This is a genomic window from Lichenicoccus sp. (genome assembly GCF_965276875.1).
Lineage (GTDB): Bacteria > Pseudomonadota > Alphaproteobacteria > Acetobacterales > Acetobacteraceae > Lichenicoccus.
This window is the reverse complement of sequence record NZ_OZ255701.1, coordinates 3,162,942-3,189,741: the sequence shown is the minus strand read 5'-3', so window position 1 is coordinate 3,189,741 and position 26,800 is coordinate 3,162,942. Positions and strand designations below refer to the sequence as shown.

Genomic DNA, 26,800 nt, shown 5'->3' with positions numbered 1-26,800 from the left:
CCTCACGCCGCTTGAAGGACCTGGCCACCACCCGCCGGGATCTCGATCCAGTCGCCGGGCTTGAGGACGATCGAGTGCGGCACTCTCTGTCCACTGGCCGCGAGCGTCTTGAGATGGTCTTCGAACTGGGCGACTTCCGGATCCGACGGGTCACAGTAGTGGCAGGGAAAGACGGTCTCGAGCCCAAGCCATTGCGCGGCCAGTGCGCCTTCGTAGGGAGACATCTCCGCCGAGAGCATTCGTCCCGGCATGGGATTGCGATGCAGGATCTCCTGCGGGTTGGCGATGCCGATGCAGCCGATGGTCGGCCGATAGAGTTCTGCCTGAAGCTTCAGGTCGGAGAAGATGGCGGTGTCGCCGTAGTGATAGAAGCGCACGCCGTCGTCGACATACACGATGAAGGCCATGGGTACACCGGATGCAAAGGTGCCGTCGGGCATCCGGATCTGCGACCAGTGATGGCACTCGACCGGCTGTACCTCGATCTGAGCCACTTCGACCCGGATTCCCCAGGTCGTTGCCCTGATTGTTTCCGCGGGGAGGCCTTTCGCCATCAGGAACGCCTTGACCTCGCCGCCGCAGATCACCGGACAGCCATAGCGACGCGCGAGTGCCTCGGTATCCCCCAGATGGTCGAAGGCCGCATGGCTCACCACGACGAGGTCGACATGATCGAAGCTGTCATAGGCGATCGGACAAGCAGGATTTTCACTCATGAAGGGGTCGAGCAGGACGCGTTGGCCGCGCCGGTTGAGGATCTCATAGGCAGCGACGCCGAGGAACCGGATCCTTGTGTTGAGATGTGGAGTCATCGTGTTCCCCTTTTTTTAGTCGACCTACTTGGCAGCAGCCTTGAGCATCGGACCGACATTGTCCTTGGTAACGACCAGGACACCGGTGTTTACGTCGACGGGTATGGGCTTGCCTCGCCATCCGGTCAGGCCGTTGGTGCTCAGGCCGTTATGATGGAAGTCGTAGAGCAGCCTGAACGCATAGTAGGTGAACAGCTCACGATTCTGCACGATGATGGCAGTGGTCGATCCCTCCAGGAGGGTCTTGAAGAAATCGGGAGACTGCTCCATCGCGGTGACCACGATCTTGCCCTTCATCCCCGCCTCTCTGACGGCTTCTACGATCCCGGGTCCGGATTCGGAGTCAAACCCGGCGATTGCGGCGATGTCCCGGTGGGCGGCGATCACGGACGACGCCACGCGAGACGCGGTGGCAGCGTCCCCGGTGTCGTCTTCGCTGGCGACAATCTGATACTTCTTTCCGGCAGCCTTGAGGGTCTTGGTCAAGCCCTCAACCGCCTGCTTCATGTTGTCGGCATTCACGATCGACAACACCGCGATCTTGCCACCATTCGGCAGCGCCTTGATGATCGCCTTGGCCTGCTCGTCGCCGATTGTGTGCCAGTCAGTACCGATGAAAGCGAGGCGTCCGGAGCCGGGCAGATCGGCATCGTCAACGACCACCGGCACGTGCATCGCGACGCATTGCTGAACGGGCACGGTCAGCGCCGGATCCCAACCCACAACCGAGATGCCGGCCGGCCTCTGGGCACAAACCTCACCGATGGTTGCTATCAGTTGTCCGAGGTCAATGTTGGTGGGCCCCGCAATCCGTATCCTGATGTGGAGCTGATCCGCTATCTTCTTCATACCCTTGTAGTCGGAGCGAACGAAAAGCGGCAGCGTCGAGTTCTGCGAGATCCAGTAGTAGGTCTCCTTGGAATTGGATGGCCCGAAGGCGCTCTGCGCGTGCGCCGCGTACCACGAACCGGCAAGTATCATCGCCGCAAGCGACGCTGTTCCGACGAACTTCATGGTTCCCCCCATTTGGCTACGTGTCCTGGCGGCTGCTCAGCCGCGCTGCACCTGCTTGAAGCGGTCCAGCGACACCGCCAGCAGCAACACCGAACCGATAATGATATTCTGCCAGAAGACGCCGACACCGTTGATGATCAGCGCGTTCTGAACCAAGGCGATGAACAGAACGCCGAGAACGCCGCCCAGCACCGATCCTTCGCCGCCGCGCAGGCTGGCGCCGCCCAGGACTGCGGCGGTGATGACGGAGAGTTCGATGCCGATGCCGGCGGTGACTACCGCGGAATTCAGGCGCGCCGCGCCGAGTACGCCGGCGAGTCCCGCCAACGCGCCCATGATGACGAAGGCGATCAGGGTCAGGCGTTGCACCCGGATTCCGGACAGCTGCGCAGCCCTGGCATTGCCACCGATGAAATAGAACTGCCGAAAGAAACGCGTACGCGCCACCGCCCACCCGCCGGCGACCACCACCACCAGCATCACCCAGAAGGGTGTCTGCAGGCCAAGGAACATGCTCTGGCCATACGCGCTGAAGCTGGGGCCGATCGGCGTGATGCCGGTGCCGGATACAAGCTGGGTCACGCCACGATAGATCGCCATGGTAGCGAGCGTGGCGATCAGGGCGTTCACGCGCACGCGGGTGACGATGAAGCCGTTGATCGCGCCAAACAGGGCACCGGCGGCTATCCCGCCAAGGACCGCGAACTCGGCTGGCACGCGCCACCAGGCAACGAGTGCGCCTGCGATCACGCCGGAAAACGCGAGCGTCGATCCGATGGAAAGATCGAACATCCCGGCAATCATCAATAACATCATGCCGGTGACCAGTATGCCGGTCTGCGCGGCATTCAGCATCACAGCAGAAAAATTATACCAGTCAAGGAAGTTGTTCGGATACGCGATTGACATCGCCACCGACAATGCTGCGATGAGGACGATGAGCGTCAGCTCGCGGGAGTCGGCGAGGAAGCCGATCAGCCTTGCGGGGGTGGCAAACCAGACACGCGGCGCGTCCGCGGTCCGTGTGCGCAGCAATGCATCAGTCATAGGCCATCGCCTTGGGTTGGATGCTGCTGTAGCGGGTCGCAAGCCGAAGCACAGCCTCCTCGCTGGCGCCGGCACCGTCGAGCTCGCCGACCGTGCGGCCATCCGCCATGACCACGATGCGATCCGCCAGCGTCAGGACCTCGGGCAGATCCGAAGAAACCACGAGCAAGGCCAGGCCCTTCGCCTTAAGTTCGCGCAGAATGCGGTAGATCTCGGCGCGGGCGCCGACATCGACGCCGCGGGTCGGCTCGTCGACAATCAGGAGATCGGGCTCAGGTGCCAGCCATTTTGCCAGCAGCACCTTCTGCTGGTTCCCTCCCGAGAGGTTGCCGACCGTCTGGCGACAGGATGGCGTCACAATCCTGAGTTCGCGGATGAAGCGTTCAGCCAGCCAGGTCGTGGCCCCCTCGGAGATCAGTCCGGAGCGCGAGACCTTGTCGAGCACGGTCGCCGAGATGTTGGCCGAGATCGAACGGTCCAGGAAAAGGCCGGCATCCTTGCGGTCTTCCGGCACCATGCCGACGCCGGCCGCCATTGCATCCCACGGTCCGCGCCAAACTACCGGCTGGCCCTTGAACGCCACGGCCCCACGGTCTCGCGTGCGAACGCCGAACACCGTCTCGCAGAGCTCGGACCTGCCGGAGCCGACAAGGCCGGCAAGACAAACGATCTCGCCGGCTCGCACGCTCAGGCTCGCGCTGCGCACGAACGGTGCCGCGGCAAGATCCGCGACCTCGAGCACAACGGCGCCCGGCCGGGCTGCCGCTTCGCGTGAGAACACCACGTCGCGTCCCACCATGAGGCGGATCAGCTCATCCTCGCTTGTGTCGGCAAGCCTGCGCGTGCCGGTCACCTGCCCGTCCTTCAATACGGTGACGCGGTCGCAGAGCTCGAACAGTTCCGCGAGGCGGTGCGATATGTAGATGATCGAGACCCCGTTCGCCTTCAGGCGCCTGACGAGAAGGAACAGGCGGTTCGTCTCGCTCGTCGTCAACGCCGAGGTTGGTTCGTCCAGAATGAGGAGCTTCAGATCGCGTGACAGCGCTTTGGCGATCTCGGCCACCTGGGCCTGCGCCGTGGAGAGATGACGGACGAGCATACCGGGTTCGAGAGCAACGCCGAGCTCGGCCAGAAGCTGCGATGCGCTCCGATGCATCCCGGCGCGATCGATGTTCCCGAAGCGGCCAACCGGCTGGCGCCCCGCGAAAATGTTTTCCGCGATGGAGAGTTGCGGGACGAGCGAGCCCTCCTGGTGGACGATGGTGATGCCAAGCGCACCGGCGCGTGCCTCGTCGATGCCTTCGAGCGACATGCCGTCCAATTCGATACAACCCGCATTCGGCTGATGGACGCCGCCGATCAGCTTGCCGAGTGTGGACTTGCCGGCGCCGTTCTCACCAAGCAGGGCATGGATCTCCCCTGGTGCCACGGCAAAGGAGACGCCTCGGAGGGCAACGACACCGGGAAAAGCCTTCTCGATGTCCCGCACGACGAGGCGCGGAGGTGAAGCATTAGAGGCAGCCATCGTCCTATGCCTGACGATCGCGATAACTCTCCTGCAGACTTTGGATCATCCAGACCATCGCGCTGTTGAAAGGGGTCGCGATATCGTAGCGACGCCCGGCTGTGACGATGGCGCCGTTGATCACGTCAATCTCGGTCGGACGCCGTGCCTCGACGTCCTGAACCATGGACCCCCTTGCGCCCACAGCGCGGTCCAGCAGACCTGTGATCGCCTCCCAACGTTCGGCTTCATCAAGCTGGATACCCTGGGCCCGAGCCACCTGGCCCACCTCGCTCAGCAACGCTCGCATGGTGTCGCGCGTCCCCTCATGCTGGTTGAGCTGATGAGCCGGGAATCCCAGCAGCGCCGCCGTCGGAAGTGTGCAGACGTTGAGCGCCAACTTCTTCCAGATCTCGTCGACGATATGCGCGGAGACGCTGACCTCGAACCCGGCGCTGGCAAGGGCGTCCGAGACTGCCTGCAGGCGCGGGGTGCTCGTGCCGTCCAGCTCTCCGATATGAGTGGGCCCGCTTCCAGCGTGCCGGAGATGGCCGGGTGCGACGAGCGTGCACGAATGGTAGGTGAGGCCGGCGACGACGCGGCCGCGGCCAGCAATCTCGGCGATACGCTCGGCGTTACCCCAGCCGTTCTGGAGCGACAGGACCACAGTATCCGCGTGCATCATCGGCAGCGCGGCACTCACAGCGTCCGCAGTGTGGTAGCACTTCACGAAAGTCAGGATCAGGTCAACGGTCCCGATCTCCTCGGGTTGGGAGGACGCGGCAACCTGAATGGTGGCGGTTGAGCCGTCCTCATCTATGCGCAGGCCTGAGCGATTGATCGTCTCGACAGCCTCAGTCGAGACATCGACCAGGGTTACGTCGAGGCCGGCCCGCGCCAGCCAGCCCCCGAACAGGCCGCCCATCGCACCGCAGCCGCCGAGGATCGCAACCTTCATGGCCCCCCCTTGCCGGAGGACGGCGTTGCCTTTCCTCCCGCCACGCTCTTGTTGCATTGTTGGTTCGAAGCTATGGTGCTGCCGAATGGCTGTCAAGCATAATGGTATGAAAGGTCATATGGTCGAGCCTCTCCTCATTGATCGACGCAAAATCTTCGAGCAGGTCGCAACGCACCTCGAACGCGAGATCCTGTCAGGCACGCTCAAGCCTGGTGACCGGCTCCCTCCAGAGCGGGACCTCCAGGCTCGATTCGGCGTCGGTCGTCCAGCGGTGCGTGAGGCCTTGATCACCTTGCAGCGTTCCGGCCTGATCGAGATTGGCAACGGGGCGCCGGCCCGTGTCGCGATACCGACAATGCAGGCTGTGGTATCCGGCATGATGCCCGCCGTGCAGCAGATGCTGGGAAATGCCGATGGGCAACGGCACCTGCAAGGCGTCCGTTTGTTCATGGAAGTCGGTCTCGTGCGTCATGCGGCTTGCCACGCTGACAAGAAGGAGGTTGCAGCTCTCGCAGCCGCATTGAAAAACAACCGGGCATCCATTGGTGACGTTGCCGAATTCATACGCACGGATGTCGCGTTTCACTATTGCCTTGCGAAAATGACGCGCAACCCGGCCTTCCCGGCTCTGCATGATGCGATGTCCATGTGGCTGCTTGAACAGCGGCGTTTTGCGCTGCTCGAACCAGGCGAAGACCGGCGAAGCTACGAAGCGCACGAACGCATCTTCATCGCTGTAGAGGAACGCGACGCGGACCGTGCCGAGGCGGCCATGCGTTCGCATCTGGAGGAAGGATGGGTCGCCTTCTGGCGACGGTATGGTGGTGCCGCCGAGTAATACGTTCGGCGTCGGCTTTGACCGGCACGGACCCTCCCCGTGCAGTGACGGGGAAATTGCCTCCGCATCATTTTACCCCAGCCGCTGCGGCGATCCTTGCAACAGAGTCACTCGTAGGTGAACCGCGCATCTTCGCGGAGGCGAAGCGCCAAGAGCGTCACGTCTGCCGAGGACGCAGACAGCTCTCAAGAGCCGTATCGCGCGGCACGCAGGCGGAACTGGTAAAGGTGGATGCCCGCATGCCAAGCCGATCCCGAGTAGCCAGACCTTGATCTGCGAAATCCCGGCCCAGTTTGCGTCGGTCGCCGACAGGCCCATTCCAACTACCGGTCTGGTTTGCTTCGGCGCTCGTGTCATTCACCCATCATGGTAGTGTCCTGAAGGTTCTGCAAAATCGCGGTAGCGAGGTGGTCATGGCAAAGTGGTGATGTTCGAAGTCACCAACCCCGTGGAAGGGCGATGCCATGACCAAGTTGAATTTAGCGCCATTGGGCGCGGATATGAAGGCGCTGCTGCTGTCTGACGAGAACGGCTTTCGGGCGGTTTTGCAGGCGGCATTGCAGGAGGTGCTAGAGGCGGAGATGACCGAGGCGCTGGGAGCTGGCAAGAGCGAGCGAACGGCCGAGCGGGTGGGCCATCGGTCGGGCTACTACGACCGCAAGCTGATCACCCGTGTCGGCGTTTTGGAGCTTCGGGTTCCGCAGGACCGGGCGGGTCATTTTTCGACGGAGCTGTTCGAGCGCTATCAGCGGTCGGAGAAGGCCTTGGTCGGGGCGCTTGCGGAGATGTATGTGCAGGGTGTCTCGACGCGGAAGGTCAAGGCAATCACCGAGGAGCTATGCGGTCACAGCTTCTCGGCCTCGACGATCAGCGAGGCGACGTCGCGGCTGGACGAGAAGCTGACGGCGTTCTTTGGTCGGCGGCTGGAGGAGCCGTATCCCTACCTCATTGTGGATGCCCGCTACGAGCGGGTGCGCGAAGGCGGCGTGATTGTCAGCCAGGCGGTGCTGATTGCGATCGGCGTGGATTGGGAGGGGCGGCGCCAGGTGCTGGGCGTGGAGGTCGCCAACCGCGAGAGCCGGTCGAGTTGGCGAGACTTCATGGCTGGACTGCGGACGCGCGGCCTGCACGGGGTGGAGTATGTGGTTAGCGACGATCACGCGGGCCTCAAGGCGGCGATCCGGGAAATCTTGCCCGAGGCGGCCTGGCAGCGCTGCTACGTGCACTTTCTGCGCAACGCGTTGGATTACCTGCCGCGCAAGCATGACGACGACTGCCTGATGGAGCTGCGCTGGTTTTATGACCGGCGCGACATCGAGGAGGTCCGCCGCGACATCGCCCAGTGGGTCACCAAATGGCAGGGCAAGTATTCCAAGCTGGTGGCCTGGGTGGAGGAGAACGTCGAAGAGACGCTCACCTACTATCGGCTGCCCAGAGCCCATCACAAGCACATGAAGTCGACCAACATGTTGGAGCGGCTGAACCAGGAGCTGAAGCGCCGCACCCTGGTGGTGCGCATCTTCCCCAACACCGCCAGCTGCCTGCGCCTCTCACGCGCGCTGGCCATCGAGACGCACGAGGGTTGGCTTGAAGCGTTACGTTATCTCAACATGGAGCACCTGCGGGAGCACAAGAAAGAAACCCTGCGAGCCTTGGCTGCATGACCCAGGATGCGGGGGAGGCTTGTCCGCCTCAAGGCCGCTCCGCGCCGCTTCGCGGTGGCGCAAGAGCGCCAGCCTCGACCCGGCCAATCCTCCCCCGCTCAGAGCCGTCACGCGATCAAGGAACAATTGCGATCACCACCGTGACCGCCGCGCCCAAACCATTTTGCAGGACTTGCCAGACACAACTCCCATCATGACGCCGATCGCCCTCGTGGGCCCGACCACCCCACACCGACAGTCACGCCATCAGTGGTGCAAGTTCCGCGCGCCACGGCAGGGCGGCAAATGCGCCGGGACGGCTCACGGTTATGGCCGCCGCAGCCTGCGCAGCGTTGACAGCTTCCGCAACGTCGCGGCCAAGTGCCAGTGCTGCCCCGAAAACGCCGCAGAACGTGTCGCCGGCTCCGGTTGTATCCACGACACGCGCCGGCTTGGAGGGCCAGATCTGCAGACCACCACCGCTGGCACAAACGCAGCCGGCACCACCAAGCGTCACCACCGCGAACGCCGGGCCCAGCGCATGCAGCCGTAGCGCCGCATCCCGAGGATCCGTGCATCCGGTAATCTCCCCCGCCTCACCCTTGTTGGCGACGATTACGTTGCAGTGTGGCAGTAAAGCACTCGCAGGCCAGCGCAGCGGCGCCAGATTTAGCACCACCCTTGCCTCACGTTCGGCGGCAGCACGTGCTGCCGCCAGAGTGGCGGCTTGGGACAAATTACCTTGCATAAGCAGTACATCACCTGGACCTACTCCGAGCGCGAATTCTGCCGCCGCAACAGCATCGAGGGAGTCGGCGCAGGGACCGGCACTGACAATGCTGTTTTCCGCATCCTCGCCGACCAGAACGACCGAAAGGTCTGTGCAATGCGGCATCGAGATGAGCTGCAGCGACGCCAAGTGTTCGCTCGTTAAAGCCTGCGCCACGAGGCGCCCGTCGGGATCATCGCCGATTGCAGCACAAAAGGCGACGGCAGCACCTGCGCGTGCTGCGACCACCGCCTGGTTCAATCCCTTGCCCCCCGGTGCTCGCGTAAGTCCGCGCGCCATCAACGTCTCGCCCGGACGCGGCAGGCGCGTCACCGGCAGCAGCAGGTCAATCCCGGCATTGCCGAGCACCAGCACCTGGCTCATGCGCGTGCGCGGTCCGCCTCGTCCATGAATGTGCGGACGCGGTCGGGATCGACCTCGTTCCACCATACGCCGTCGCGCTTCAGCCAACTTGCGACGATCACGCCATCGGCGAGGGTGAGGATGTCGCCGACGTTGCCGGGCGTCGTACCCGAGCCGATCATCACCGGTAGCGAACAGCCCTGCGAGATCGCGCGGATCTCCTCGGTCGTTGCGGAGTCGCCGGTGCGCTGGCCTGTGGCGATGGCAACGTCAGCGTCGAAAAACTCGACGTCGCGCGCCAACTCCGGCAGCGTTCGATCGGCAGTAAGGGCGTGCGCGCCATGCTTGACGTGCACGTCGGCAAATACGCGGATGTTGCGTCCGAGCAGCCAGGCGCGATAGCGCGCCGCCTGGCCTGCCGGACCGTCCAGCAGTCCTTCATTGGCCACATAGGCGTTGGCCCACTGGTTCACACGCACAAATGCAGCACCGGCTGCCTTGGCTACGGCAATCGCTTGTATCGCACCATTGGCAAGCACGTTTATGCCGATCGGCATCGGCAAGGCGCGTCGCACGGCATCAGCGATCACCGCCATGCAAGCCGCCGTCTCCGGACCGAGCTGATCAGGTCTGGAGAAAGGGATGTCGCCGTGGTTCTCCACGATCAGCCCATCCAGCCCCCCGTCTTGGTATCGGCTTGCCTCCGCAATAGCACCTGTAATCAGCTCATCCATCGGGCGCCCCTCGTAGTCGGGGGAGCCGGGAAGTGCCGGCAGATGGACTACGCCGATCACCACCTTGCGACGGCCGAAGATCGACTCCAACGCGTGCGGCTTGGTGCGGAACACGGATTGGGCGTTCATAACAAGGTGTCCTCCAGCGTCCGGCGGGGTACGCTCCACGACGTGTCGTAGGCGGCATGGTGGAAATCGATTTCGAGCAGCAAGGCGCGTCGGAACAAGGACGAGAGTCGGTCTCGTCCCGCCACATCGGCTTTGGCAGCGACAGTGTCGATTTCGGCGCGCAGCCAAGCCGCCTGGGCCAAAAAGCCGGAGGACGCGTGCAGCGCCACCCAGCGTCGCAATTCGGGGGAGTCGATCGTCGCGAGATCGATCCGACTACACCAAGCGGCATACATCCATTCCGCTGCCAGCATGATGGCCAGGAGATCGGGATAGTCGCCGGTCTGCGCCACGTCCATCATCCCGCGGCTGAAGGCACGCACCGCCTCCGGCACCGGCGGATCGGCTGACGTGGGCGGCGCGATCCCGAGCGCGTTGAACGCCTGGCGGAAAGTCCCCATCTGTTCCTCGGCCAGGGCGTGCAGAACCCCGATCAACCAGCGCCGTTGCCGAAAGGACGAAGCCTTGAGCATGGCGTGTCCGAAGATCAGCATAGCGGTCTCTACAAAGCCGTACTCGAACACTAGGTAGCGCTCGAACACATCCAGGGGTAGCCGGTCGGCGGCGATGTCCTCGATGAAGCGGTGCGACTGCATGTCGTCCCAGACATCGCGGTTGGCGGCCAGGATCGTCTGCGAAATACCGACCATCGTCATACCGCCGAGGTTACCCAGGTCAGCACATTACGCCACAGCGTCGCATAGCCGGACCATCGTACGAAATCCTCAGGCAGCCAGTGCGGCCCGATATCGGAGGTCCAGGCGACGGACCGGCCCCCGCCGTAGCGGCCGGTCACCAGCAGCGGGTGTCCACCCTGTTCTATAGGCAGCCGTGCCAACACCTGCACGTCGTCACGCTCGCGCGCCATCACCTCGTTGGCGCCAAGAAGCGCCGGCCACTCCGAGCCAAGCCCGACCAGGATCGGGTGGTCGGCGGCACCGCAAATCTCGGCGCGAAAGCCCTCCGGCGCTTCGATGCGATCGTCATAAGGCAGGCATGTCACCGGCAACGCATCTTCCACCGGCGTGCGGCGCCAGCGAGCCCGACCATCGATGCCCTGGAAGGTGAGGTATCCACCCACCATCACCAGTCCGCCGCCGGCGTCGGCCCAGTCGCGGATCAGCTTCAGCCGGTTCGGCACAGTTCGGCCGTGCATCCACACCGCCTGCGGCAGCAGCAGCGTATTGGCGCCGATATCGGAGATGATGATGGCGCGGTAATCGTCCAGCGCCTCGCGCGTGAAGGGAAACTTTTCTGCCGCCTCATGCGAGGGCATGTAGGTCAGCTCGAACTCGCTGCCGTCCAGAGCTGCGACCAGCGGCTCGGCACCAAGGTGGAAGGTGACGCTTCCGAACTGGTCGAAGCCTTTGTAATGCGTCGCGGCACTGACCCAGCTCTCGCCGACCAGCAAGACTTTCGTCGCCATTATGCCTCTCCCGCGCTTGGTTGGCACGCGAGCGCGTCGAACACCCGACGCGGGTTGCTGACCATCAGCCGTTTGATCGCATCCTCGCTGACGCCGTGACGTCCCAGCCGCGGCAAAAAATGGCGCTGAACATAGGCGTAGCCGAAGCCGCCATGTCGGGTCAGCATCATCTTAAGAAACACGTCCTGCGAGAGCAGGATGTTGGCCTCAAAACCGCTCTCGATCAGCCCGGCGATTGCGCGCGCGTTGTCCTCGTCGGAAGGACACTGCACACCCTGGTCGGCATACCAGAAATCCATGCCGATCATGTCGTATTCCAGGAACGCCCCGCGCTCCGCGAGGCTGGTCTGATAGGCGACATCATGACCGGAAGGATTCATGTGGCACAGCACGGTGTGTCGGATCTCACCGCCTTCTTCGACCACTACATCCAGAACCCGGTGCGCATGACGATACCAGCCGGGCAGATGCACCATCAGCGGCAGACCGGTGCGACGCTGCGCCTGTGCCGCGCCGCGCAGAGAACGCTCTTCCTGCTCGGTGAAATCGCCGGATATGCCGATCTCACCGATCAGCCCGATCCGCACCCCGCTGCCGTCGACGCCCTCGACGGCTTCCTGGACGATTTCGTCGGCAATGTCGCAGGCTGACATACGCGCCAGCCGTTCAGGGTGGGATGCCTGCAGATAGAAGCCGCCACCCATCACCACCTGCAGCCCGCTCGCCTCCGAAATGCGTGCCAATGCACGGGGATCCCGTCCAATGCCGCTACAGGTGGGATCGACCACGGTGCGGCCGCCGAGAGTTGCAACTGGTGCCAACTCCGCCGTCGCCAGTTGTTCGTCGTCGAGACGACAATTGTCCAGGTTGACGAAAGGATCCATGCGCAACTCGCCGAGTATGCCCGGATGCACGGACTCGCAGGCCAGTCGCTGTCGCGCCGGCTCCCTCGGCTGATGCCACCAGCAGCGGCAGTCGTTCAGCAGATGTTCGTGCATCAAGGTCACACCCATCTCGGCGGTCGGGATCGGGCCGCGCACGGTCATCACCTGACCGGTGCGAACGTGAGCGGGGGAGAGATCGGACATGATCAGGCCTTTCTGCGAGTAACGGTAAGGCGCGCAAACACGCGGGCGTTGAGCCAGATCGCGAGCAGGATAATGGCGCCGGTGACGATTTGGGTCAGGAAGGGCGAGACGTGCAGCAGTATCAGCCCGTTGCCGATCACTGCGATGGTAAGCGCGCCGAGCACAGTGCCGATCACCGTGCCGACGCCGCCGAGCAGCGCGGTGCCGCCGAGCACGACTGCGGCGATGGCGTTCAGCTCGAAGCCCTCCGCGGCGTTGGAGGAGCCCGAACCAAGGCGTGCCGCGATCACCAGCCCGGCCAGTGCGGAGGCCACGCCGCTGAGCACGTACACCGATGCAATAACACGCTGGGCCGGCATGCCAGCACGACGCGCCGCTTCCGCGTTGGCGCCCACCGCGACCACTTGCCGCCCGTATCGGGTCCGTGCCAGCAGCACCAGACCGCTCGCCGCAACCAGGCAAGCAAGGATCGCCGGCACTGGCAGCCCAAGCAGCCAGCCACGTCCGAGTTCGAGAAAGACGCCGTGCGGCGGCAAGGGGATGGAATAACCCTTGGTCAGCAGCAGTGCCAGACCGCGCAGCATTGACAGTCCGGCCAGGGTCACGATGAAGGCTGGGATTTTCTGGTACGAGATGAACCAACCCTGCGCCGCGCCGATCAGCGCGCCGACCAGTAGAATTGCCAGCGCCATCAGCGGCCAAGGCAGGCCGGCGCGCAGTGCGATCGCCGCCAGCGCGTTGGTCAGCGCCACGATCGAGCCGACCGACAGATCGATGCCACCGGTGGTGATCACGAACGTCATTGCCACTGCCACGATCAGCATAGGCGCGTCCTGCCGCAAAAGGTTCAGCAGGTTGCCGGGCATCAGGAACACCGGGCTGAACACCGCGAACAGCAGGCAGCACAGCACGAAGAACAGTGCGATTGACAGCACCTGGGCGTGCTCGATCAGGAAGTCGGCCCAAAAACCAGGGTTGCGCAGCGGCTGCCGCCGGAGATTGCGGCCGCTCAATGCCCGGTGCCGCCGACGATAAGTTGCACCACCTCTTCAAGGCTGGTCTCCGCGGCTTGACGCTCGGCTACCTTCGTGCCCTCGTACATGAAGGCGATGCGGTCGCAGACGCGGAACAGATCCTGCAGCCGATGGGTGATCAGCACCACAGCGACACCCCGCGCTTTTACCCGACGGATCAATCCCAGCACCGCTTCAACTTCCGCCACCGCCAGTGCCGAGGTCGGCTCATCCAAAAGCAGCACGCGTGGGGCGAACGACGCGGCGCGGGCGATGGCGATCGACTGGCGTTGCCCTCCGGAGAGCTGCGCCACCTTGGACGTCAGGCTGGGGATGCGCACCTCCAGGGCGTCGAGCATGCGTTGGGACTCGCGCAGCATCGTCTTCTGGTCCAGGAAGCCGCCGCGACAGATCTCCCGGCCGAGAAACAGGTTGCCGGCGACGTCCACCGTGTCGCACAGGCTGAGGTCCTGGTAGACCATCTCAATATGCAGCGCTCGTGCCTCGGCGGGACCGCTAAGCGTCACCGGCCGACCCTCCAGCAGGATGTGCCCGGAGTCGGGGAGATAGGCGCCGGACATGATCTTGGTCAGCGTGGACTTGCCGGCGCCATTGTCACCGACCAACCCCAGACATTCACCGCCGAGCAGGTCGAGGTCGATGTCGCGTAGCACGCTGCGCGATCCGAAGCTCTTGCCGATGCCGTGTAATGACATCAGCGGCGCCGGAGCTACGGTCCCGTTCACTTGAATATCGCCCGATACGGCTGAACGTTAGCTTTGGTCACAATGGTGATTGGAATCGGAATACTCTTCGGAACCGTGCCGCCTTGGCGCAACGTCAGCAGCGCGCCCACCGCCGCCACTCCCATCGCCCGCGGGTCCTGCTGCACCACCGCGACGACGGTGCCGGCGTCGATGCCTGCGATCGCCTCCGCCGTCAGGTCCCAGCCGAAGATCTTGACGCTGTCCTGTCGCCCCTGGCTGTTCACGGCGGCGATCGCCCCTAACAGCGCCGGCTCGCCGGTGGCGTAAATCGCCGTGAGGTCCGGATTGCCGGTCAGCAACGTCTCTGCCACGGTAAGCGCATTATCCTGAATATTGCGCCCGTCCACAACACCGACGACCTTAACGCCGGGCTCTTGCCTTGCTACCGCCTCGAAACCCTTTTGCCGGATGTTCTGGATCGAGGAGTTCAAGGCCGCCACGATGCCGAGCTTGGCATGGCCGCCCATGGACTGTTTGACATAACGTACGAAGTAGTTCCCGGTTAGGTGTCCGGCCTGCTCGTTGTCAACGCCGACTTGCGTCCTCTGCGGCCCAGCGGGAAGGACGGAATCGACACCTATTACGGGTATGCCCGCAGCAGACGCCGACTGCACCGCTGGCATGATGCCGTTCACGTCGATGGCATCGACAATGATGCCTTGCACCTTTTGCTCGGTATAGGTCTCGATGGCATTGTTCTGCTGTGTGGGTTGATCGTTGGCGTTAAAAATCACCAGCGTCGCGCCTGCCTGCTTTGCCGCCTGTCGGGCGCCCGCGCTCATCTGGTTGAAGAAAATCGCCTGCTCGTTGATCTGTATCAGGGCAAACGTCGGAGCCGCTGCCGCTTGAGCTTGGGATTTAAGCCCGATTGTGGCCGCGAGGCCGGCTGCCGTGCTGAGAAACTCCCGTCTGATGATAGGCATCGTGCTTCCTCCTGATGCGTGTGGCATTTGCAGAAATCGTATTCCGGCGTGGTGCTATGACTGAGGCGCGGTCGATCAACTGCACAGGTAGCCGCACCGTCTGTTCGGGCATGGACTCGCCGCGTAGCCGCGCAAGCAGCAGATCGACCCCGCGTCGGGCCATCTCGCGCAGCGGCTGCCGGATTGCCGTCAGTGGCGGATCCAGCAAGTGCAGCGGCCCGACATCGTCAAAGGTGACGAGTGACATGTCGCGAGGAATGTGCATGGCGCCGGCACGCAAACCGTCGAGCAGCCCGAGGGTAATCTTGTCGCTGGCGGCGAACAGGCCGGTGGGTCGGTTCGTCATGTTGAGCAGCCTGGACGCGGCGGCGCGACCAGCGTCCGCGGTGTAGTCACCAAAGTTCTCGAAGGTCACCGAACACGCCGGACCGGCCTGCAGCACGGCGTCGCGTAGGCCAGCTCGGCGCTCAGTCGTGCTCAGCAAATCCTGAGGCCCGCCGATGAAACCAAGCCGGCGGTGCCCGGCCATGATCAGGTGTCGCCCGGCAAGGACGCCGCCATTGTGGTTGTCGGCAAGGATCTTCGGCGCTTGTGCCGCGGCGATGTCTTCATCCAGCAGCACGACGCCGCGTTCCGCGTTGATCGCCCGCGCCAACGATCCATCGTCGGCGTGATTAGTAACGAAAATCAACCCGTCAACCAGAGTACGGCCGATCCGGGAGATGGCATCCAACTCGCGCTCCGAGCGATTGCGCGTGGCGAACAGCAGCAGACCTAGCCCATGGAGCTCGGCTTCCTGCTCTACAGCGTCGGCAAGTCCGGCAAAGAACGGATTGGCGACGTCCGGTATCACTAGGCCGATCGTATCCGAGCGACCTCGGCTCAGCCGCCGCGCGTGCGGATTGGGACGATAGTCCAGGCTGCGGATGACCGACTCGATACGTGCTGCGGTCTCGGCAGGAAGGATGAGGCTGCGGTTTAGATAACGGGACACTGTGGCCGCCGACACGCCCGCCGCTTGTGCCACTTCCCTAAGCCGTGCCACGCCCGATCGTTCCACCGTCCCGTCTCCGTAAACCGGTTTACAAAGCGTGTAGAGATTGCACAGGGGTTGTCAAGCCAACCCACATTGCAGGCGTTTGGAGCGCCCTGTGTTCTTGGCCGCTAGACCCAATGTCCGCTGCGTGATCGGCGGTCTGTCCTCGTCATGCACCATGTCGAGGGTTGTGCCGAATGACCGGCACAGAGCCTCATGCATGGAGGACGGCCTGCTGGACGATATCACCTTTGTCGAACTAGATGGACAAGGCGACGGTGTGCGTGGCAGTGGCCGAGAGCGGGCGCGGCGGCGAGGTTCGACAGATCGGCGTAATCGAAAACCGCCCCGAGATCTGGGTAAGATGGTGGCTCGGCTGGTCAAGCCTGGCCGCCGGCTCAGTTTCTGCTACGAGGCCGGCCCCTGCGGCTATGGGCTGCACCGGCTGCTGACCGGCTCGGGGCACGAATGCGTGGTGGTGGCGCCATCGCTGATCTCGATCAAGGCAAGCGACCGGCCAAAGACGGATCCCCGCGATGCGACGATGCTGGCGAAATTGCGTCGGGCCGGCGAGCTGACGGCGCTCTGGGTCCCCGATGGCGCGCACCAGGCGATGCGCGATCTGATACGGACGCGAGCGACCGCGGTCCGTGTGCTGGGCAAGACGCGGCAGCATCTGCAAGGCTTCCTGCTTCGCCATGAGCGGGTGTACCGCGGCGTTCGGACCTGCTGCCGCGCTGGTCGATGGCTCCGGTGGTCGTAGCTCTGCAGGCGATGCGCGGCGTGGCACTCGTGGTTGCGGTTACCATCGTGGCGGAGGTCGGCGACTTCCGACGCTTCTCCAATCCCCGACAGCTGATGGCCTATCTCGGCCTGGTCCCGAGCGAGCATTCGTCGGGGAGCAGCGTCCGGCGCGGCGGCATCACCAAGGCCGGCAATGCGCTGGCTCGACGCGTGCTGATCGAGGGCGCCTGGACATACCGGATGTCGGCTCGCGTGAGCCGAAAGATCCACGACCGTCTGGAGCAGTTGCCTGCGCAGATCCGGGATATCGCTTGGAAGGCGCAGGTCCGACTGTGCGCGCGATATCGCCGTCTGGCCGCTGCCGGCAAACCGAAGGTCGTGGTCACCACGGCTATCGCTCGCGAAATGGTCGGCTTCATCTGGGCGATCGCCCGCATCGCTCAGCCCGCGCTCGCCTGATCGGCAGCGGAACGGAGGCGGACGGAGGAGGCCAACAACCAATCTGGTGCGCATGGCTGGAGACAGGGCCACGGTGGGGAACCCTCCGGACCTGTTATGAGCCGGTCCCCGGACCGATGCTCGTTCCTTAGAATGAGGCAGCCCCGAGACGAAACCACGGTCATGCGGTATCCAACCCGCGCATGAGAGCTTGTTCAACCGGCGTCTTCGGGTCCTGTCTCCTGCCTTGCGCATCCCGCCCCCGCAACATCCGCCTTAACCGCGGACGAATAATCTCGCCCAAACCCTCGAATGCGGACATGAGAGCAGGCTGCGGAAATTCAGGTGCGGAGATCGCCCTGATCAGATTCTCTTGTTCTGTGGGATCCAGGGTTGGATGCGCGGGACTGACGAGCAGACCAGGGCGATGTTCAGCTACCTGAGCCCTGATGCGCTGGTGCCTGCAACGCCGAGCGCAACTTCCGCGGCGAGAAGCGAAGCAACGAGACGCACGCCTCGGTCGCCGATCCAGATGCACGGCTCTACCGCAGCCCAGCGGCCAACCATCGCGGCTCTGCTACAGGGGGCATCTGTTCATCGAGAACCGGAGCGGGCTGATCGTCGACGTCAGGACCAGGCATGCAACCGGAAGGGCCGAATGCGAGGCGGCCGAGGCCATGATCGCCGCCGTCGGGCGCGGGTAACGCGTCACCCTCGGTGCCGACGAGGCCGACGAGGCCGCAGAGCGCATCGCCAACCTGCGCGCGATGGGCGTCACCCCGCACGTTGCACAGATCTTGGCAGGCAGACGGTCTGCCATCGATGGCCGCACCACGCGCCACCCTGGCTACGCAGTCAGCCAGCGCGTCCGAAAGCGGATCGACGTTGAAGCGAGACCGTGAGCGAAGCTCGCGTAAACTCGCTTCACGGCGGCTGGATCAAGGCGACCGCTTGGCTGCGCAAAACCCGCCACCATGGGCTTGACCGGGTCGGATGGCTGGTCACCCCGACCACGACGGCCGCCAACCTGATCCGGTTGCCGAAGCTGCTCGGGACACCAGCATGACGACGCCAAAGCACCACATGATCGGCAAGCGGCGGATTACGGAGATGGAGCTTTGGGACAGCGACTTCATCGACCTGCTTGGCCCGGGCTACATCCAGTTCAGTCCGGGCGGGGCGTGGTGAATTCGCCTTTGGTGCGGTCCAAGGCGGCTTGGACTGCCACTATGGACAAGCCAGCATCCACTTTACCTGGATCGGTCACGACGAAATGGATGAGGCCTCTGACGATGGCGACGCGCAACTAGAGGACGACGGCACCCTCACCGGTAACATCCGCTTCCACCTCGGCCACGAATCCTCTTTCAACGCCAATCGCTGGTAGCTTTTCCGCAGCCCGCTAGAGTGGAATGAGGCTGGTCTGAATGTGTGTGCGCAGCAGTTCTTAACATCGGGCCTGAACCCCGTGATCGCTGCCATTGTCTACCGCCGCTCGACCTACCTGGGGCTCTGTTGCGTCGATCGCCGCGGCGGTGGCCGGCGTGCAGTCGCTGCCCGTGGTGCAGGCGACGGTTCTTGAAGGCTACAAAACTGTGTTCAAGAAGGATCCACCGGCCGATCTAGTCAACGCCTGCAACGCTGCCAAGCCGGCGTGCAACTCAAGGCCGGTCGGCGAGCCCTATTCCAGCCTGCCGACCTTCGTAAAAGCGCATCGCCTTGTTTCGTGCAGGGTTATCCCGGTTGCGTCGCCTTATGGGCGAGGAGCGCCATGAGCCGACGGTCGCGCCATTCCTGCCGTGCGGTATGCTCGCCCGCGGGCGTGCGTGCACGCTGAACACGGTCCAACGCCTCTATCGTCTCACGCGACCAGGATGACGGTTTGCTCTGCGTCATCATCTCGACAAAGCTTGGTCCGTACCTGCCGCAGTAGTCCGTCAGGCCGCCGGGGGCATTGAGGTCGATGGTCTCGAACGGCCCCATGAAGGACCAGCGCAGCCCGAGGCCGTGCTTGACCGTGGCATCGATATCCTCGGCATCCGCAGTACCCGCCTCAATCAGCGACATCGCCTCCGAAAGTAGCGCCGCCTGGAGGCGGTTTAGGATGAAGCCGTCGACCTCGCGCTTGACTACGGCTGTGACCATGCCCGCATTCTGCATTAAGGCACAGGTGCGGTCCACGACAGCGGCATCGGTCCAGGGCGCCGGGCTGAGTTCAACCAATGGGATGAGATAGGGTGGATTCACCGGATGGGCGACGAGGCAGCGGGCGCGGCCGGGAACGGCCTCGCTGAAGACACTTGCGCGGATGGTACTCGTAGAGCTTGCGAAAATCGTCTCCGGCGGGGCTAGCCGGTCCATCTCGGTGAAGAGCGCCAGCTTGTCCGCCACACGCTCCGGGCCGCTTTCCTGGGCAAATTCGGCACTGGCAAGTGCCGCCGCCAACGAGGGCGCCGTTGCGAGCCTGGCCATTACCTGTTCGGGCAATTGACCCTTCAACAGGCCGGCCTCGCCAAGCTCCGGCAGTCTGCGACCGATGAAGTCCCGCGCAGCGCCGACTGCCGGGGCATAGGCATCCCACATCGCGACATCAAAGCCCGCGCGAGCGAAGACAATCGACCAGGCTCGCCCAACTAAACCTGTCCCGACGACCGCAACTTTCACCATGTCGTTCCGCTTCCTTCTGTTCTTAAGCGATCTGCTCGCCACGGCTACAGCGCCGTCTAGTTCGCCCCGTCTGTCTTCGTGCCTTTACGCAGTCGTTGAATATGCGAGTCCGAGACCTCCCCCACGACCTTGCCAGGGACGTCCTTCAGGGGCTCGTTATCGGGATTTCCTTTTCCAATGGTAGCCTTTAACGCATCAGGCAGCTTTGCCCGACGGAGGCGCCATTAAGGTTGCTAACCCCGATCAGGGAGCCTGCCACGATCTTGCAACCGTGCTGCAGCGCGAGATCGCCGAAGGTAACATTCTCTCCACTCGTCGAGGGAAAGCCGGGCTCGGTATGCAGCACGACAGTCTCTCGAACATTGCCGCCGAGCCCGACGGTGATCCGTTTAATCCTACCACGCAACATGACGCTCCACCGGGCGGAGGCATCGGTCTCAAGCCTGACAAGGCCGATCACGATCGCAAATGGCGCGATCCAACAATCGTCATTCTCAGTCTCCAAGCCGATGCAGTCAAGTAAGTGCCCTATCGCGGTCTCTCAGCCGAGAAAGCGTGGTTCGGGAAGTCCGCGCACGCCGAGGCCGTGGATAGCGAAGAGGTGACCGGCCATCGGCCCATCCTCCGGGAAGCGCGGCAGTGGCGGTCGCGCCATGGAGGTGACATAGAGCACATCGAGCTTGGGACCGCCGAAGTTGACGCTCGTTGCGTTCAGGACGGGCATCTTGATGATGCGATCGATGCTACCGTCCGGCGCGAAGCGCACGATCTGGCCAGAATAGACCGCGGCACTCCAGACGAAGCCCTCCGCATCCACGGTGGCGCCGTCGGGCGCTCCACCGATTTCCTCGAACGAGGCGAAGCGGCGTTTGTTGGTGAGAGTTCCCGTCAAGAGGCCGTAGTCATAGGCGGAGATTTCCTTGGACCAGGTATCGGTAAAGTAGAAGGTCTTGCCATCAGGGCTCCAGCACGGTCCGTTCGAGCAGATGATGCCGCTTTCGAGAACATGCACCGACAGATCGGGATCAAGTCGATAGAGCGCGCCATTCGGACCCGCCTCATCCATGTCCATGGAACCCGCTACGAAGCGTCCGTGACGGTCGACCTTGCCGTCATTGAGGCGCGTCCCGGGAAGATGCACCTCGGGATCATGGATCAGCGCGCACTCGCCGGTCTTGAAGTCGAAGACGTGGAAGCCGGTCTGCAGAGACAGCACGGCGCCACTGTTCCGGCGCAGCGCCATGGAGCCGATTTTCGCCGGCACATCCCAGCTTTCGATCTCCGTTCCATCGGCAGTGCAACGGGAGATCTGGTTACCGAAGCTGTCGATCCAGTAGAGCCTTTGCTCCTCGACGTCCCAGAGCGGGCCTTCACCCAGGATGTTCTTGCACGCAACGTGGATGCGAATATCGGCATCGTTGGACATGGCTTAAGCTCCCTTGCCATTTGTCGAGGACCTGCTGCCGGACCTTCAGAATTCGACGCGGTCTCCGCCCTTGAGGGACAGGATCTCTCGCGCCTCCGCCGGTGTGGCGACCTCGAGGCCGAGGCCTTCGATGATTTGGCGTGCCTTGCGCACCTGCTCGGCATTGGTCTTGGCGAGTTGCCCGGGCCCGATCCACAGACTATCCTCCAGTCCGACACGAACGTTACCGCCCATGCCCGCTGCCATGGCGGCAATCGGCAATTGCATCTTTCCCGTCCCGAGAACCGACCAGGAATAGTCTCGGTCGAACAGACGGTCTGCCGTGCGCTTCATGTGCATGACATCTTCCGGGTGGGAGCCTATGCCGCCAAGAATGCCGAAGACGGTCTGAACAAAATAGGGCGGCTTGACCAAGCCGCGCTCCGCGAAATGCGCGAGGTTATAGAGATGGCTAACGTCATAACACTCAAACTCGAAACGCGTGCCGTTTTCCGAGCAGACTGCCAGGGCGTATTCAATATCCTTGTAGGTATTGCGGAAAATGAGATCCTCGCTGTTGGCAAGATGCTCGCGTTCCCAATCGTGCTTGAGTTGCGCATACCGCTTCAACATCGGGAAAAGGCCGAAATTCATTGACCCCATATTGAGGGACGCGACCTCCGGCTTGAAAGTCGCCGACGGCTTGATGCGCTCGTCGATCTTCATATAGGGCGCGCCGCCGCTAGTCAGATTGATGACGACATCGCTCGCCTGCTTGATGACGCGCAGGAACGGCAGGAAGGCCTCCGGCCGTTGGTCTGGCCTGCCGGTGTTCGGATCGCGGGCATGCAGATGCACGATAGCAGCTCCGGCCTCCGCCGCACCGAGCGCCGCCTCCGCGATCTCATCCGCAGTGACGGGTAGATAGGGCGACATCGACGGCGTGTGGATCGCACCGCTAACCGCGCAGGTGATAATAACTTTTTTGGACTTGGCCATGATGGCTCTTCCCCCAGGCGTGTCGATAAAGGCTAAAGGGATTCGACGTTGCCGCAAACGCTGAGCGACTGCCCCGATATGTTCCACCCAGCCTTGCTGCAGAGGAACAGAGCGGTGGAGGCGATGTCGTCAGGCGTCACCATATGCCGCAGGGAGATCCTCTCCAGATACTGCGCCTCCATCGCCTCATAGGAAATGCCCATCTGCTGCGCGCGAGCGCGGATGACGCCTGCCATGCGCGGGCCTTCCACGATGCCCGGCAGGATCGCGTTGACGCGAATGCCTGACGGTCCCAATTCCTTGGCAAGACTTTGCGTCAATCCGATGATGGCCCATTTCGAAGCGGAATAGGGCGAGCGGAAGGCGTAGCCGAAACGGCCGGCAGCCGAGGACAGGTTGACGATGGCGGCTTCCCCTGCCTGGCGCAGCAAGGGCACGGCGTAATGCGCGCAATAGAACTGGCCGTTGAGATTGATGTTAAGCGTCTGGCGCCAGTCCTCCGTCGCGATCTCATCCACCGCGCCCGTGGGCCCGGCAATGCCGGCATTGTTGATGAGGACGTCAAGGCCATCCAAGGCCGCCTCTGCCTCGGCGACCAGTGTCTTGACCTCATTCTCCTGCGAGACGTCGATGCGGCTGGTCGTGACCTTGAGAGTGCCACGGCACTCGGCGAGCGCTGCTTCGTTGATGTCGCAAACATGAACCTTCGCCCCGTCTTCGACGAAGGCATTCGCGATGGCACGCCCGATGCCGGCGGCACCGGCTGTCACCAGCACTCTCAGACCAGGCGTTAGGTGGCGCTGTAGCATGGTGATTGTTCTCCCAAAGCTTAGATCGTCGTTCGCTCGCGAAGTGCGATAACGGCCGTCAGAACGACAGCGCCGTAGAGGATTTTACGAATCGACGCCGGCGTGGTGGTGCCGGCGAGGAGCACCTGCAGGGCCGTCAGCAGCAGCACGCCTCCGACCATGCCGAGGTAGTGTCCACGCCCTCCGGTGATCAGCGTGCCCCCGACGACGACCACTGCGATGGACGGCAGCAGATAGTCGTCGCCCATGCCGAGGCTGGCCTGGCCGCTGAAGCCGCTTAGCATAATCCCGACCAGGCCCGCGCAGAGGCCGCTCAGCATATAGACCAGGACGATTGTGCGCCCGACATCGACGCCGGCCAGCCGCGCGACACGCTGACTGTTTCCAACGGCGTAAACGCGGCGGCCGAAGGTCGTGCGGGTCAGCAACAGTGTGGCGAGGACTATGAAGACGATGATCATCCAGATCACCGGTGTGATTCCGAGCAGGTGACCGGTCATCAGCCAGCGGATACTGGGCGGCGCGAAGCCGGCCGGCGTGCCGCCGCTATAGAGCAGAGCCGCGCCTTGCAGGATTCCGTTCATGCCCAGGGTGACGACGACGGGCGGCAGGCCAAAGACAACCACGCCGATCCCATTGGCGGCGCCGACCAGCGCGCCAATCACCAGAACCGCAGGCACCGCCCACAAAGCGCTCGCCGCGTTCCCCTGCGCGAAACCCGCGAGCAAGATCCCAGAGAGGCCGATCGACCAGGGCAAGGATAGGTCCAGTCCGCCCGTGAGGATGACCGTCCCCTGACCGAGAGCCAGCACAATGAGGAAGGAGGCGAGCACCGCGAGCGCCGTGAGATAGCTGAAGTTGAGGCCATGATATACCCAGGCTGTGATGCCGAGGACGATTGCGAAGCAGACATAGGACGGCACCGCGTAGCGCAGCTTTTCCGCATGACGCACCCGCCATGCGACCACGGGCATGACCGTGCCCGTGGGCTGTGCGGCGAGGGTGACAATGGTGGAGACTCGCGGAGCGGCCTTGAGCCGCCGGATGGGCAGCTTTGGCGCTGACAGCCAGCGGGCGATGGGCAGGTGGTCATGGGCAGCGCCGCTGAAGGCCGCGAGGATGAGGATCAGCCCCTCGGCGACCGTGCTGTAATAGGCCGGCACGTTGAGGACCAGAAGGATGTTCACGATGAGCATCAGGCTATAGGCGCCGAAGACTGTGCCCAGACAGCCGCCGCGGCCGCCGCACAGAACGGTGCCACCCACCACAACGGCAGCGAAGATTTGCAGCAGGAGCGGGTCGCCCACCAGCGGATCGCCGGTGCTGGTCTGCGCCGTCACCATGACACCCGCAAGGCCGTAGGCGGCCCCGGCAAGTGTATAGATGATGAAGGTCGTCATCGGCACGCTGATGCCCGTGAAGCGCGCTGCGTCGACGTCACTGCCTACGGCGTAGAGCGCTGTCCCAAAGCGGGTGTGCTTCAGCAGGGCCCAGAGGACGATGACGAAAGCGAGAATGACAATGGGCGCAGGCAGAAGGTTGGGAATGACACTGCCGGTGAAGAAGGCCGCGAAAGCCCCGGGCACCGCGCCGCCCGGCTTGTCCGCGACCAGCAGGGTCACGCCTTGTGTCACGAACATCACTGCGAGCGTCACCACGATCGGCTGCAGGCGCAGAAAGCCGACGAAGACGCCGTTCAGCGCCCCAACGGCGGCACCAACTCCAACGCCAGCGACCACCCAGGCGACTTCCGAGCCCGGCGTCATGCCCATATGCGTCGCGAGCAGCACATTGACGAGCGAGATCACCGCTCCAGCGCTAAGGTCGAAGCCGCCTGTGAGAACGACCATGGTTTGGCCGATCGCCGCAAGGGCGAGCGTCGCACCGCCCGAGGACATGTACGAAATGTCGAAATAGCCCATCGCGGAGGTGGAGAGCAGATTGACCGTCGCGAACAGCACGATGAACACGACGATGGAGGTCAGCAGCCCCCGGCGCCAGAGCAGTTCCGACAGCAGCGGTACGCGGCTGCGCGTGAACGCGCTCAAGCCGGCGTTCCTACAGCGAGATCGGCCGGGTGACTATGGTCGCCGCCTTTCCCAGTGTGACCAAGAGCGGATCGCATGATGGCGGACTCGGAAATATCGCCCGCTCCGAGTTCGGCGGTGATCTCGCCGTCATAGACAACGAGGACGCGGTGGCTGAGGTTGACTACCTCCGCGATCTCGGTGGAGTAGAGCAGCACTGCGCCGCCGGCACGAACGAAGTCAGTGATAAGGACATAGATTTCGTGTTTGGTGCCGATATCCACGCCACGCGTGGGGTCGAACAGCAGCAGCACGCGGCTTCCGGTGACCAGGCAGCGCGCGAGGACGATCTTCTGCTGGTTGCCGCCGCTCAAGGAACGGGCCGGCATGTAGAGTGCTCGCTGATCGACCTGCATGCGCGCAAGCGCCGCCGACACGGCTGTGCGTTCGGCGCCCAGATTTATCAAGCCGTATTTCGTAAAGCCCTTGATGACCGGCAGGGTGGTGTTGGCGCAGGCATCGAGCTTGAGGAACAGCCCTTCCGTCTTACGTTCCTCGGGCACTAGGTTGATTCCGATGCGCACATCGATGGCGTCGCGCGGCGAGTTCAGAACCACCGCCTCACCGTCTACCGAGAGCGTTCCCTTGCGCACATCGATATCTCCGAACAAGGCACGGAACAGATCCATTTGGCCCATGCCTTGCAGGCCTGCCACGCCAAGGATCTCCCCCGGCCGAAGCTGAAAGGAAACATCTTCCATTCGGCCGGCACAGAGGTCCTTCGCTTCGAGAATAGGCGCGCGCGCGGCGTTGATGATTGGCTTCGGCGGAAAGGTTGCAGCGATCGACCGGCCGATGATCAGTTCGATCACCTCGTCATCGGTCACTGCCGAAACCTCATAACTCCCGACGCTCTTGCCGTTTCGAAGAATGGTGAGGTCGTCGCAGAAATCGCGTACCTCGCGCATGCGGTGCGATATGAACAGGACCGTGGCGCCCTCCCCCTTCAGCCCGGCAATGACCTCCCCAAGCCAGTCAATATCGCTGCCGGACAGCGTGGAGGTCGGCTCGTCGAGCAGCAGAATACGCGGCTTGCGCATAATGGCTCGCGCTATTTCGATCTTTTGGCGAAGCGGAAGATCGAGCGTGCAAATCCTCCGCCTTGGCGAAATAGCGCCGAGGCCCAGGCTTTCCAGATGTGCCGCGACTATGGCCTCGCCGTGTTGCCGGCGGAGGAGGCCGGCAAAACCCGTTGGCTGATAAGGCAGCAGCATATTTTCCCAGACCATGAGGTCAGGGATCTGGGTGAGTTCCTGGAAGGCCGTCTGCAGGCTCGCATGCTGCGCATCCCGTGGGCCCGCAAAGCGGACTTTATCACCGAACAGCAACACCTCGCCTCTATCAGGACGCACGAGACCACTGAGGATTTTGACCATGGTCGACTTGCCGGCACCGTTCTCGCCGAGCAGCGCATGGACGGAACCAGCGGCCGCCGTAAAGCTGGCATCGGCAAGCGCCACCGTCGGCCCGTAGGCTTTACGGATATTGACGACGGCGATGGCGGGAGCGTCTATCAAGCTCTGTCCTCTCTCGTCCTCCGCGGATCTG

General features: G+C 63.3%; 24 protein-coding genes and 2 pseudogenes. 6 read left to right on the top strand and 20 right to left on the bottom strand.

Annotated elements, in window-relative coordinates; translation table 11 throughout:
* Positions 1-2: 2 nt before the first annotated feature.
* Genes ACQY4K_RS15465 through ACQY4K_RS15445 form a run of 5 tightly spaced genes read right to left on the bottom strand, consistent with a single transcriptional unit; the run spans position 3 to position 5,335 of the window.
* Entirely contained in the window at positions 3-812 is an 810-nt protein-coding gene (locus ACQY4K_RS15465; RefSeq protein ID WP_428391079.1) for an MBL fold metallo-hydrolase, read from the bottom strand.
* A gap of 24 nt (positions 813-836) precedes the next feature.
* Positions 837-1,826 (bottom strand): substrate-binding domain-containing protein, encoded by a 990-nt coding sequence (locus tag ACQY4K_RS15460; protein WP_428391078.1) that lies wholly within the window; start codon positions 1,824-1,826, stop codon positions 837-839.
* Between the two features lie 36 nt (positions 1,827-1,862).
* Positions 1,863-2,873, bottom strand: coding sequence for an ABC transporter permease (locus ACQY4K_RS15455; protein WP_428391077.1), 1,011 nt, complete (start codon positions 2,871-2,873; stop codon positions 1,863-1,865).
* Positions 2,866-4,398 carry a sugar ABC transporter ATP-binding protein gene (locus tag ACQY4K_RS15450; RefSeq protein ID WP_428391076.1) on the bottom strand — a complete coding sequence of 511 codons (1,533 nt, stop codon included), beginning with the start codon at positions 4,396-4,398 and terminating at the stop codon, positions 2,866-2,868. Before ACQY4K_RS15450 ends, ACQY4K_RS15455 begins: the two co-directional genes overlap by 8 nt.
* A gap of 4 nt (positions 4,399-4,402) precedes the next feature.
* Positions 4,403-5,335, bottom strand: coding sequence for a ketopantoate reductase family protein (locus ACQY4K_RS15445; protein ID WP_428391075.1), 933 nt, complete (start codon positions 5,333-5,335; stop codon positions 4,403-4,405).
* 118 nt (positions 5,336-5,453) lie between these two features.
* Between ACQY4K_RS15445 and ACQY4K_RS15440 the strand changes: the two genes are divergently transcribed.
* Positions 5,454-6,173, top strand: coding sequence for an FCD domain-containing protein (locus tag ACQY4K_RS15440; protein WP_428391074.1), 720 nt, complete (start codon positions 5,454-5,456; stop codon positions 6,171-6,173).
* Positions 6,174-6,637: 464 nt separating this feature from the next.
* Positions 6,638-7,837 carry an IS256 family transposase gene (locus ACQY4K_RS15435; protein ID WP_428390406.1) on the top strand — a complete coding sequence of 400 codons (1,200 nt, stop codon included), beginning with the start codon at positions 6,638-6,640 and terminating at the stop codon, positions 7,835-7,837.
* Positions 7,838-8,075: 238 nt separating this feature from the next.
* On the opposite strand, the gene ACQY4K_RS15430 is transcribed toward ACQY4K_RS15435, so the two are convergent.
* From ACQY4K_RS15430 to ACQY4K_RS15390, 9 genes are read right to left on the bottom strand one after another with little or no spacing between them, the layout of a single operon-like run.
* Positions 8,076-8,969, bottom strand: a complete 894-nt coding sequence (locus ACQY4K_RS15430; protein ID WP_428391073.1) for a PfkB family carbohydrate kinase — start codon at positions 8,967-8,969, stop codon at positions 8,076-8,078.
* Positions 8,966-9,811, bottom strand: coding sequence for a BtpA/SgcQ family protein (locus tag ACQY4K_RS15425; protein WP_428391071.1), 846 nt, complete (start codon positions 9,809-9,811; stop codon positions 8,966-8,968). Before ACQY4K_RS15425 ends, ACQY4K_RS15430 begins: the two co-directional genes overlap by 4 nt.
* The gene (locus tag ACQY4K_RS15420) at positions 9,808-10,500 is read right to left on the bottom strand and encodes a TenA family protein (protein WP_428391070.1); all 693 of its coding nucleotides are present in this window, start codon (positions 10,498-10,500) and stop codon (positions 9,808-9,810) included. The genes ACQY4K_RS15425 and ACQY4K_RS15420 overlap by 4 nt, the downstream gene beginning before the upstream one ends.
* Positions 10,501-10,502: 2 nt before the next feature.
* The gene (locus tag ACQY4K_RS15415) at positions 10,503-11,276 is read right to left on the bottom strand and encodes a glutamine amidotransferase (RefSeq protein ID WP_428391069.1); all 774 of its coding nucleotides are present in this window, start codon (positions 11,274-11,276) and stop codon (positions 10,503-10,505) included.
* Positions 11,276-12,364 carry a phosphotriesterase family protein gene (locus ACQY4K_RS15410; protein WP_428391068.1) on the bottom strand — a complete coding sequence of 363 codons (1,089 nt, stop codon included), beginning with the start codon at positions 12,362-12,364 and terminating at the stop codon, positions 11,276-11,278. Before ACQY4K_RS15410 ends, ACQY4K_RS15415 begins: the two co-directional genes overlap by 1 nt.
* A gap of 2 nt (positions 12,365-12,366) precedes the next feature.
* Positions 12,367-13,377, bottom strand: a complete 1,011-nt coding sequence (locus tag ACQY4K_RS15405) for an ABC transporter permease (protein WP_428391067.1) — start codon at positions 13,375-13,377, stop codon at positions 12,367-12,369.
* Positions 13,374-14,123: an ATP-binding cassette domain-containing protein gene (locus ACQY4K_RS15400; protein ID WP_428391066.1), complete on the bottom strand. Its 750-nt coding sequence runs from the start codon at positions 14,121-14,123 to the stop codon at positions 13,374-13,376. Before ACQY4K_RS15400 ends, ACQY4K_RS15405 begins: the two co-directional genes overlap by 4 nt.
* Positions 14,120-15,067 carry a substrate-binding domain-containing protein gene (locus ACQY4K_RS15395; protein WP_428391065.1) on the bottom strand — a complete coding sequence of 316 codons (948 nt, stop codon included), beginning with the start codon at positions 15,065-15,067 and terminating at the stop codon, positions 14,120-14,122. The genes ACQY4K_RS15400 and ACQY4K_RS15395 overlap by 4 nt, the downstream gene beginning before the upstream one ends.
* On the bottom strand, positions 15,003-16,112 hold the full coding sequence (locus ACQY4K_RS15390) for a LacI family DNA-binding transcriptional regulator (protein WP_428391064.1): 1,110 nt from the start codon (positions 16,110-16,112) through the stop codon (positions 15,003-15,005). The genes ACQY4K_RS15395 and ACQY4K_RS15390 overlap by 65 nt, the downstream gene beginning before the upstream one ends.
* A 211-nt stretch (positions 16,113-16,323) precedes the next feature.
* Here ACQY4K_RS15390 and ACQY4K_RS15385 point away from each other — a divergent pair.
* From ACQY4K_RS15385 to ACQY4K_RS15375, 3 genes and pseudogenes are all read left to right on the top strand, one after another.
* Positions 16,324-17,306 (top strand): annotated as a pseudogene (locus tag ACQY4K_RS15385) (IS110 family transposase).
* Positions 17,307-17,750: 444 nt separating this feature from the next.
* Positions 17,751-18,351: pseudogene (locus ACQY4K_RS15380) on the top strand (IS5/IS1182 family transposase); the annotation flags it as partial.
* Positions 18,348-18,473, top strand: coding sequence for a hypothetical protein (locus ACQY4K_RS15375; protein WP_428391063.1), 126 nt, complete (start codon positions 18,348-18,350; stop codon positions 18,471-18,473). The pseudogene ACQY4K_RS15380 and the gene ACQY4K_RS15375, both read left to right, overlap by 4 nt.
* A 546-nt stretch (positions 18,474-19,019) precedes the next feature.
* Here the strand turns inward: ACQY4K_RS15375 and ACQY4K_RS15370 are convergent.
* Positions 19,020-19,952 (bottom strand): 3-hydroxyacyl-CoA dehydrogenase, encoded by a 933-nt coding sequence (locus ACQY4K_RS15370; protein WP_428391062.1) that lies wholly within the window; start codon positions 19,950-19,952, stop codon positions 19,020-19,022.
* Between the two features lie 271 nt (positions 19,953-20,223).
* Between ACQY4K_RS15370 and ACQY4K_RS15365 the strand changes: the two genes are divergently transcribed.
* Entirely contained in the window at positions 20,224-20,475 is a 252-nt protein-coding gene (locus ACQY4K_RS15365) for a hypothetical protein (RefSeq protein ID WP_428391061.1), read from the top strand.
* Between the two features lie 18 nt (positions 20,476-20,493).
* On the opposite strand, the gene ACQY4K_RS15360 is transcribed toward ACQY4K_RS15365, so the two are convergent.
* The 5 genes from ACQY4K_RS15360 to ACQY4K_RS15340 are packed head-to-tail and all read right to left on the bottom strand — an operon-like array spanning position 20,494 to position 26,769.
* The gene (locus ACQY4K_RS15360) at positions 20,494-21,378 is read right to left on the bottom strand and encodes an SMP-30/gluconolactonase/LRE family protein (RefSeq protein WP_428391060.1); all 885 of its coding nucleotides are present in this window, start codon (positions 21,376-21,378) and stop codon (positions 20,494-20,496) included.
* Between the two features lie 45 nt (positions 21,379-21,423).
* Positions 21,424-22,356, bottom strand: a complete 933-nt coding sequence (locus ACQY4K_RS15355) for a 3-keto-5-aminohexanoate cleavage protein (protein ID WP_428391059.1) — start codon at positions 22,354-22,356, stop codon at positions 21,424-21,426.
* 32 nt (positions 22,357-22,388) lie between these two features.
* Complete coding sequence (locus tag ACQY4K_RS15350; protein ID WP_428391058.1) at positions 22,389-23,132, bottom strand: SDR family oxidoreductase; 744 nt, start codon at positions 23,130-23,132, stop codon at positions 22,389-22,391.
* A gap of 53 nt (positions 23,133-23,185) precedes the next feature.
* Positions 23,186-25,213: an ABC transporter permease gene (locus ACQY4K_RS15345; RefSeq protein WP_428391057.1), complete on the bottom strand. Its 2,028-nt coding sequence runs from the start codon at positions 25,211-25,213 to the stop codon at positions 23,186-23,188.
* A complete protein-coding gene (locus ACQY4K_RS15340) occupies positions 25,210-26,769 on the bottom strand; it encodes a sugar ABC transporter ATP-binding protein (RefSeq protein WP_428391056.1) in 1,560 nt (519 codons plus the stop codon). The genes ACQY4K_RS15345 and ACQY4K_RS15340 overlap by 4 nt, the downstream gene beginning before the upstream one ends.
* Between the last annotated feature and the right edge of the window lie 31 nt (positions 26,770-26,800).

What these genes read in the sequence shown, in the direction of transcription:
- ACQY4K_RS15465 (WP_428391079.1), bottom strand. Translation starts at nt 812, where the DNA reads ATGACTCCACATCTCAACACAAGGATCCGGTTCCTCGGCGTCGCTGCC.
- ACQY4K_RS15440 (WP_428391074.1), top strand. Translation starts at nt 5,454, where the DNA reads ATGGTCGAGCCTCTCCTCATTGATCGACGCAAAATCTTCGAGCAGGTC.
- ACQY4K_RS15450 (WP_428391076.1), bottom strand. Translation starts at nt 4,398, where the DNA reads ATGGCTGCCTCTAATGCTTCACCTCCGCGCCTCGTCGTGCGGGACATC.
- ACQY4K_RS15425 (WP_428391071.1), bottom strand. Translation starts at nt 9,811, where the DNA reads ATGAACGCCCAATCCGTGTTCCGCACCAAGCCGCACGCGTTGGAGTCG.
- ACQY4K_RS15375 (WP_428391063.1), top strand. Translation starts at nt 18,348, where the DNA reads ATGACGACGCCAAAGCACCACATGATCGGCAAGCGGCGGATTACGGAG.
- ACQY4K_RS15355 (WP_428391059.1), bottom strand. Translation starts at nt 22,356, where the DNA reads ATGGCCAAGTCCAAAAAAGTTATTATCACCTGCGCGGTTAGCGGTGCG.
- ACQY4K_RS15445 (WP_428391075.1), bottom strand. Translation starts at nt 5,335, where the DNA reads ATGAAGGTTGCGATCCTCGGCGGCTGCGGTGCGATGGGCGGCCTGTTC.
- ACQY4K_RS15420 (WP_428391070.1), bottom strand. Translation starts at nt 10,500, where the DNA reads ATGGTCGGTATTTCGCAGACGATCCTGGCCGCCAACCGCGATGTCTGG.
- ACQY4K_RS15430 (WP_428391073.1), bottom strand. Translation starts at nt 8,969, where the DNA reads ATGAGCCAGGTGCTGGTGCTCGGCAATGCCGGGATTGACCTGCTGCTG.
- ACQY4K_RS15435 (WP_428390406.1), top strand. Translation starts at nt 6,638, where the DNA reads ATGACCAAGTTGAATTTAGCGCCATTGGGCGCGGATATGAAGGCGCTG.
- ACQY4K_RS15395 (WP_428391065.1), bottom strand. Translation starts at nt 15,067, where the DNA reads ATGCCTATCATCAGACGGGAGTTTCTCAGCACGGCAGCCGGCCTCGCG.
- ACQY4K_RS15410 (WP_428391068.1), bottom strand. Translation starts at nt 12,364, where the DNA reads ATGTCCGATCTCTCCCCCGCTCACGTTCGCACCGGTCAGGTGATGACC.
- ACQY4K_RS15455 (WP_428391077.1), bottom strand. Translation starts at nt 2,873, where the DNA reads ATGACTGATGCATTGCTGCGCACACGGACCGCGGACGCGCCGCGTGTC.
- ACQY4K_RS15460 (WP_428391078.1), bottom strand. Translation starts at nt 1,826, where the DNA reads ATGAAGTTCGTCGGAACAGCGTCGCTTGCGGCGATGATACTTGCCGGT.
- ACQY4K_RS15370 (WP_428391062.1), bottom strand. Translation starts at nt 19,952, where the DNA reads ATGGTGAAAGTTGCGGTCGTCGGGACAGGTTTAGTTGGGCGAGCCTGG.
- ACQY4K_RS15415 (WP_428391069.1), bottom strand. Translation starts at nt 11,276, where the DNA reads ATGGCGACGAAAGTCTTGCTGGTCGGCGAGAGCTGGGTCAGTGCCGCG.
- ACQY4K_RS15360 (WP_428391060.1), bottom strand. Translation starts at nt 21,378, where the DNA reads ATGTCCAACGATGCCGATATTCGCATCCACGTTGCGTGCAAGAACATC.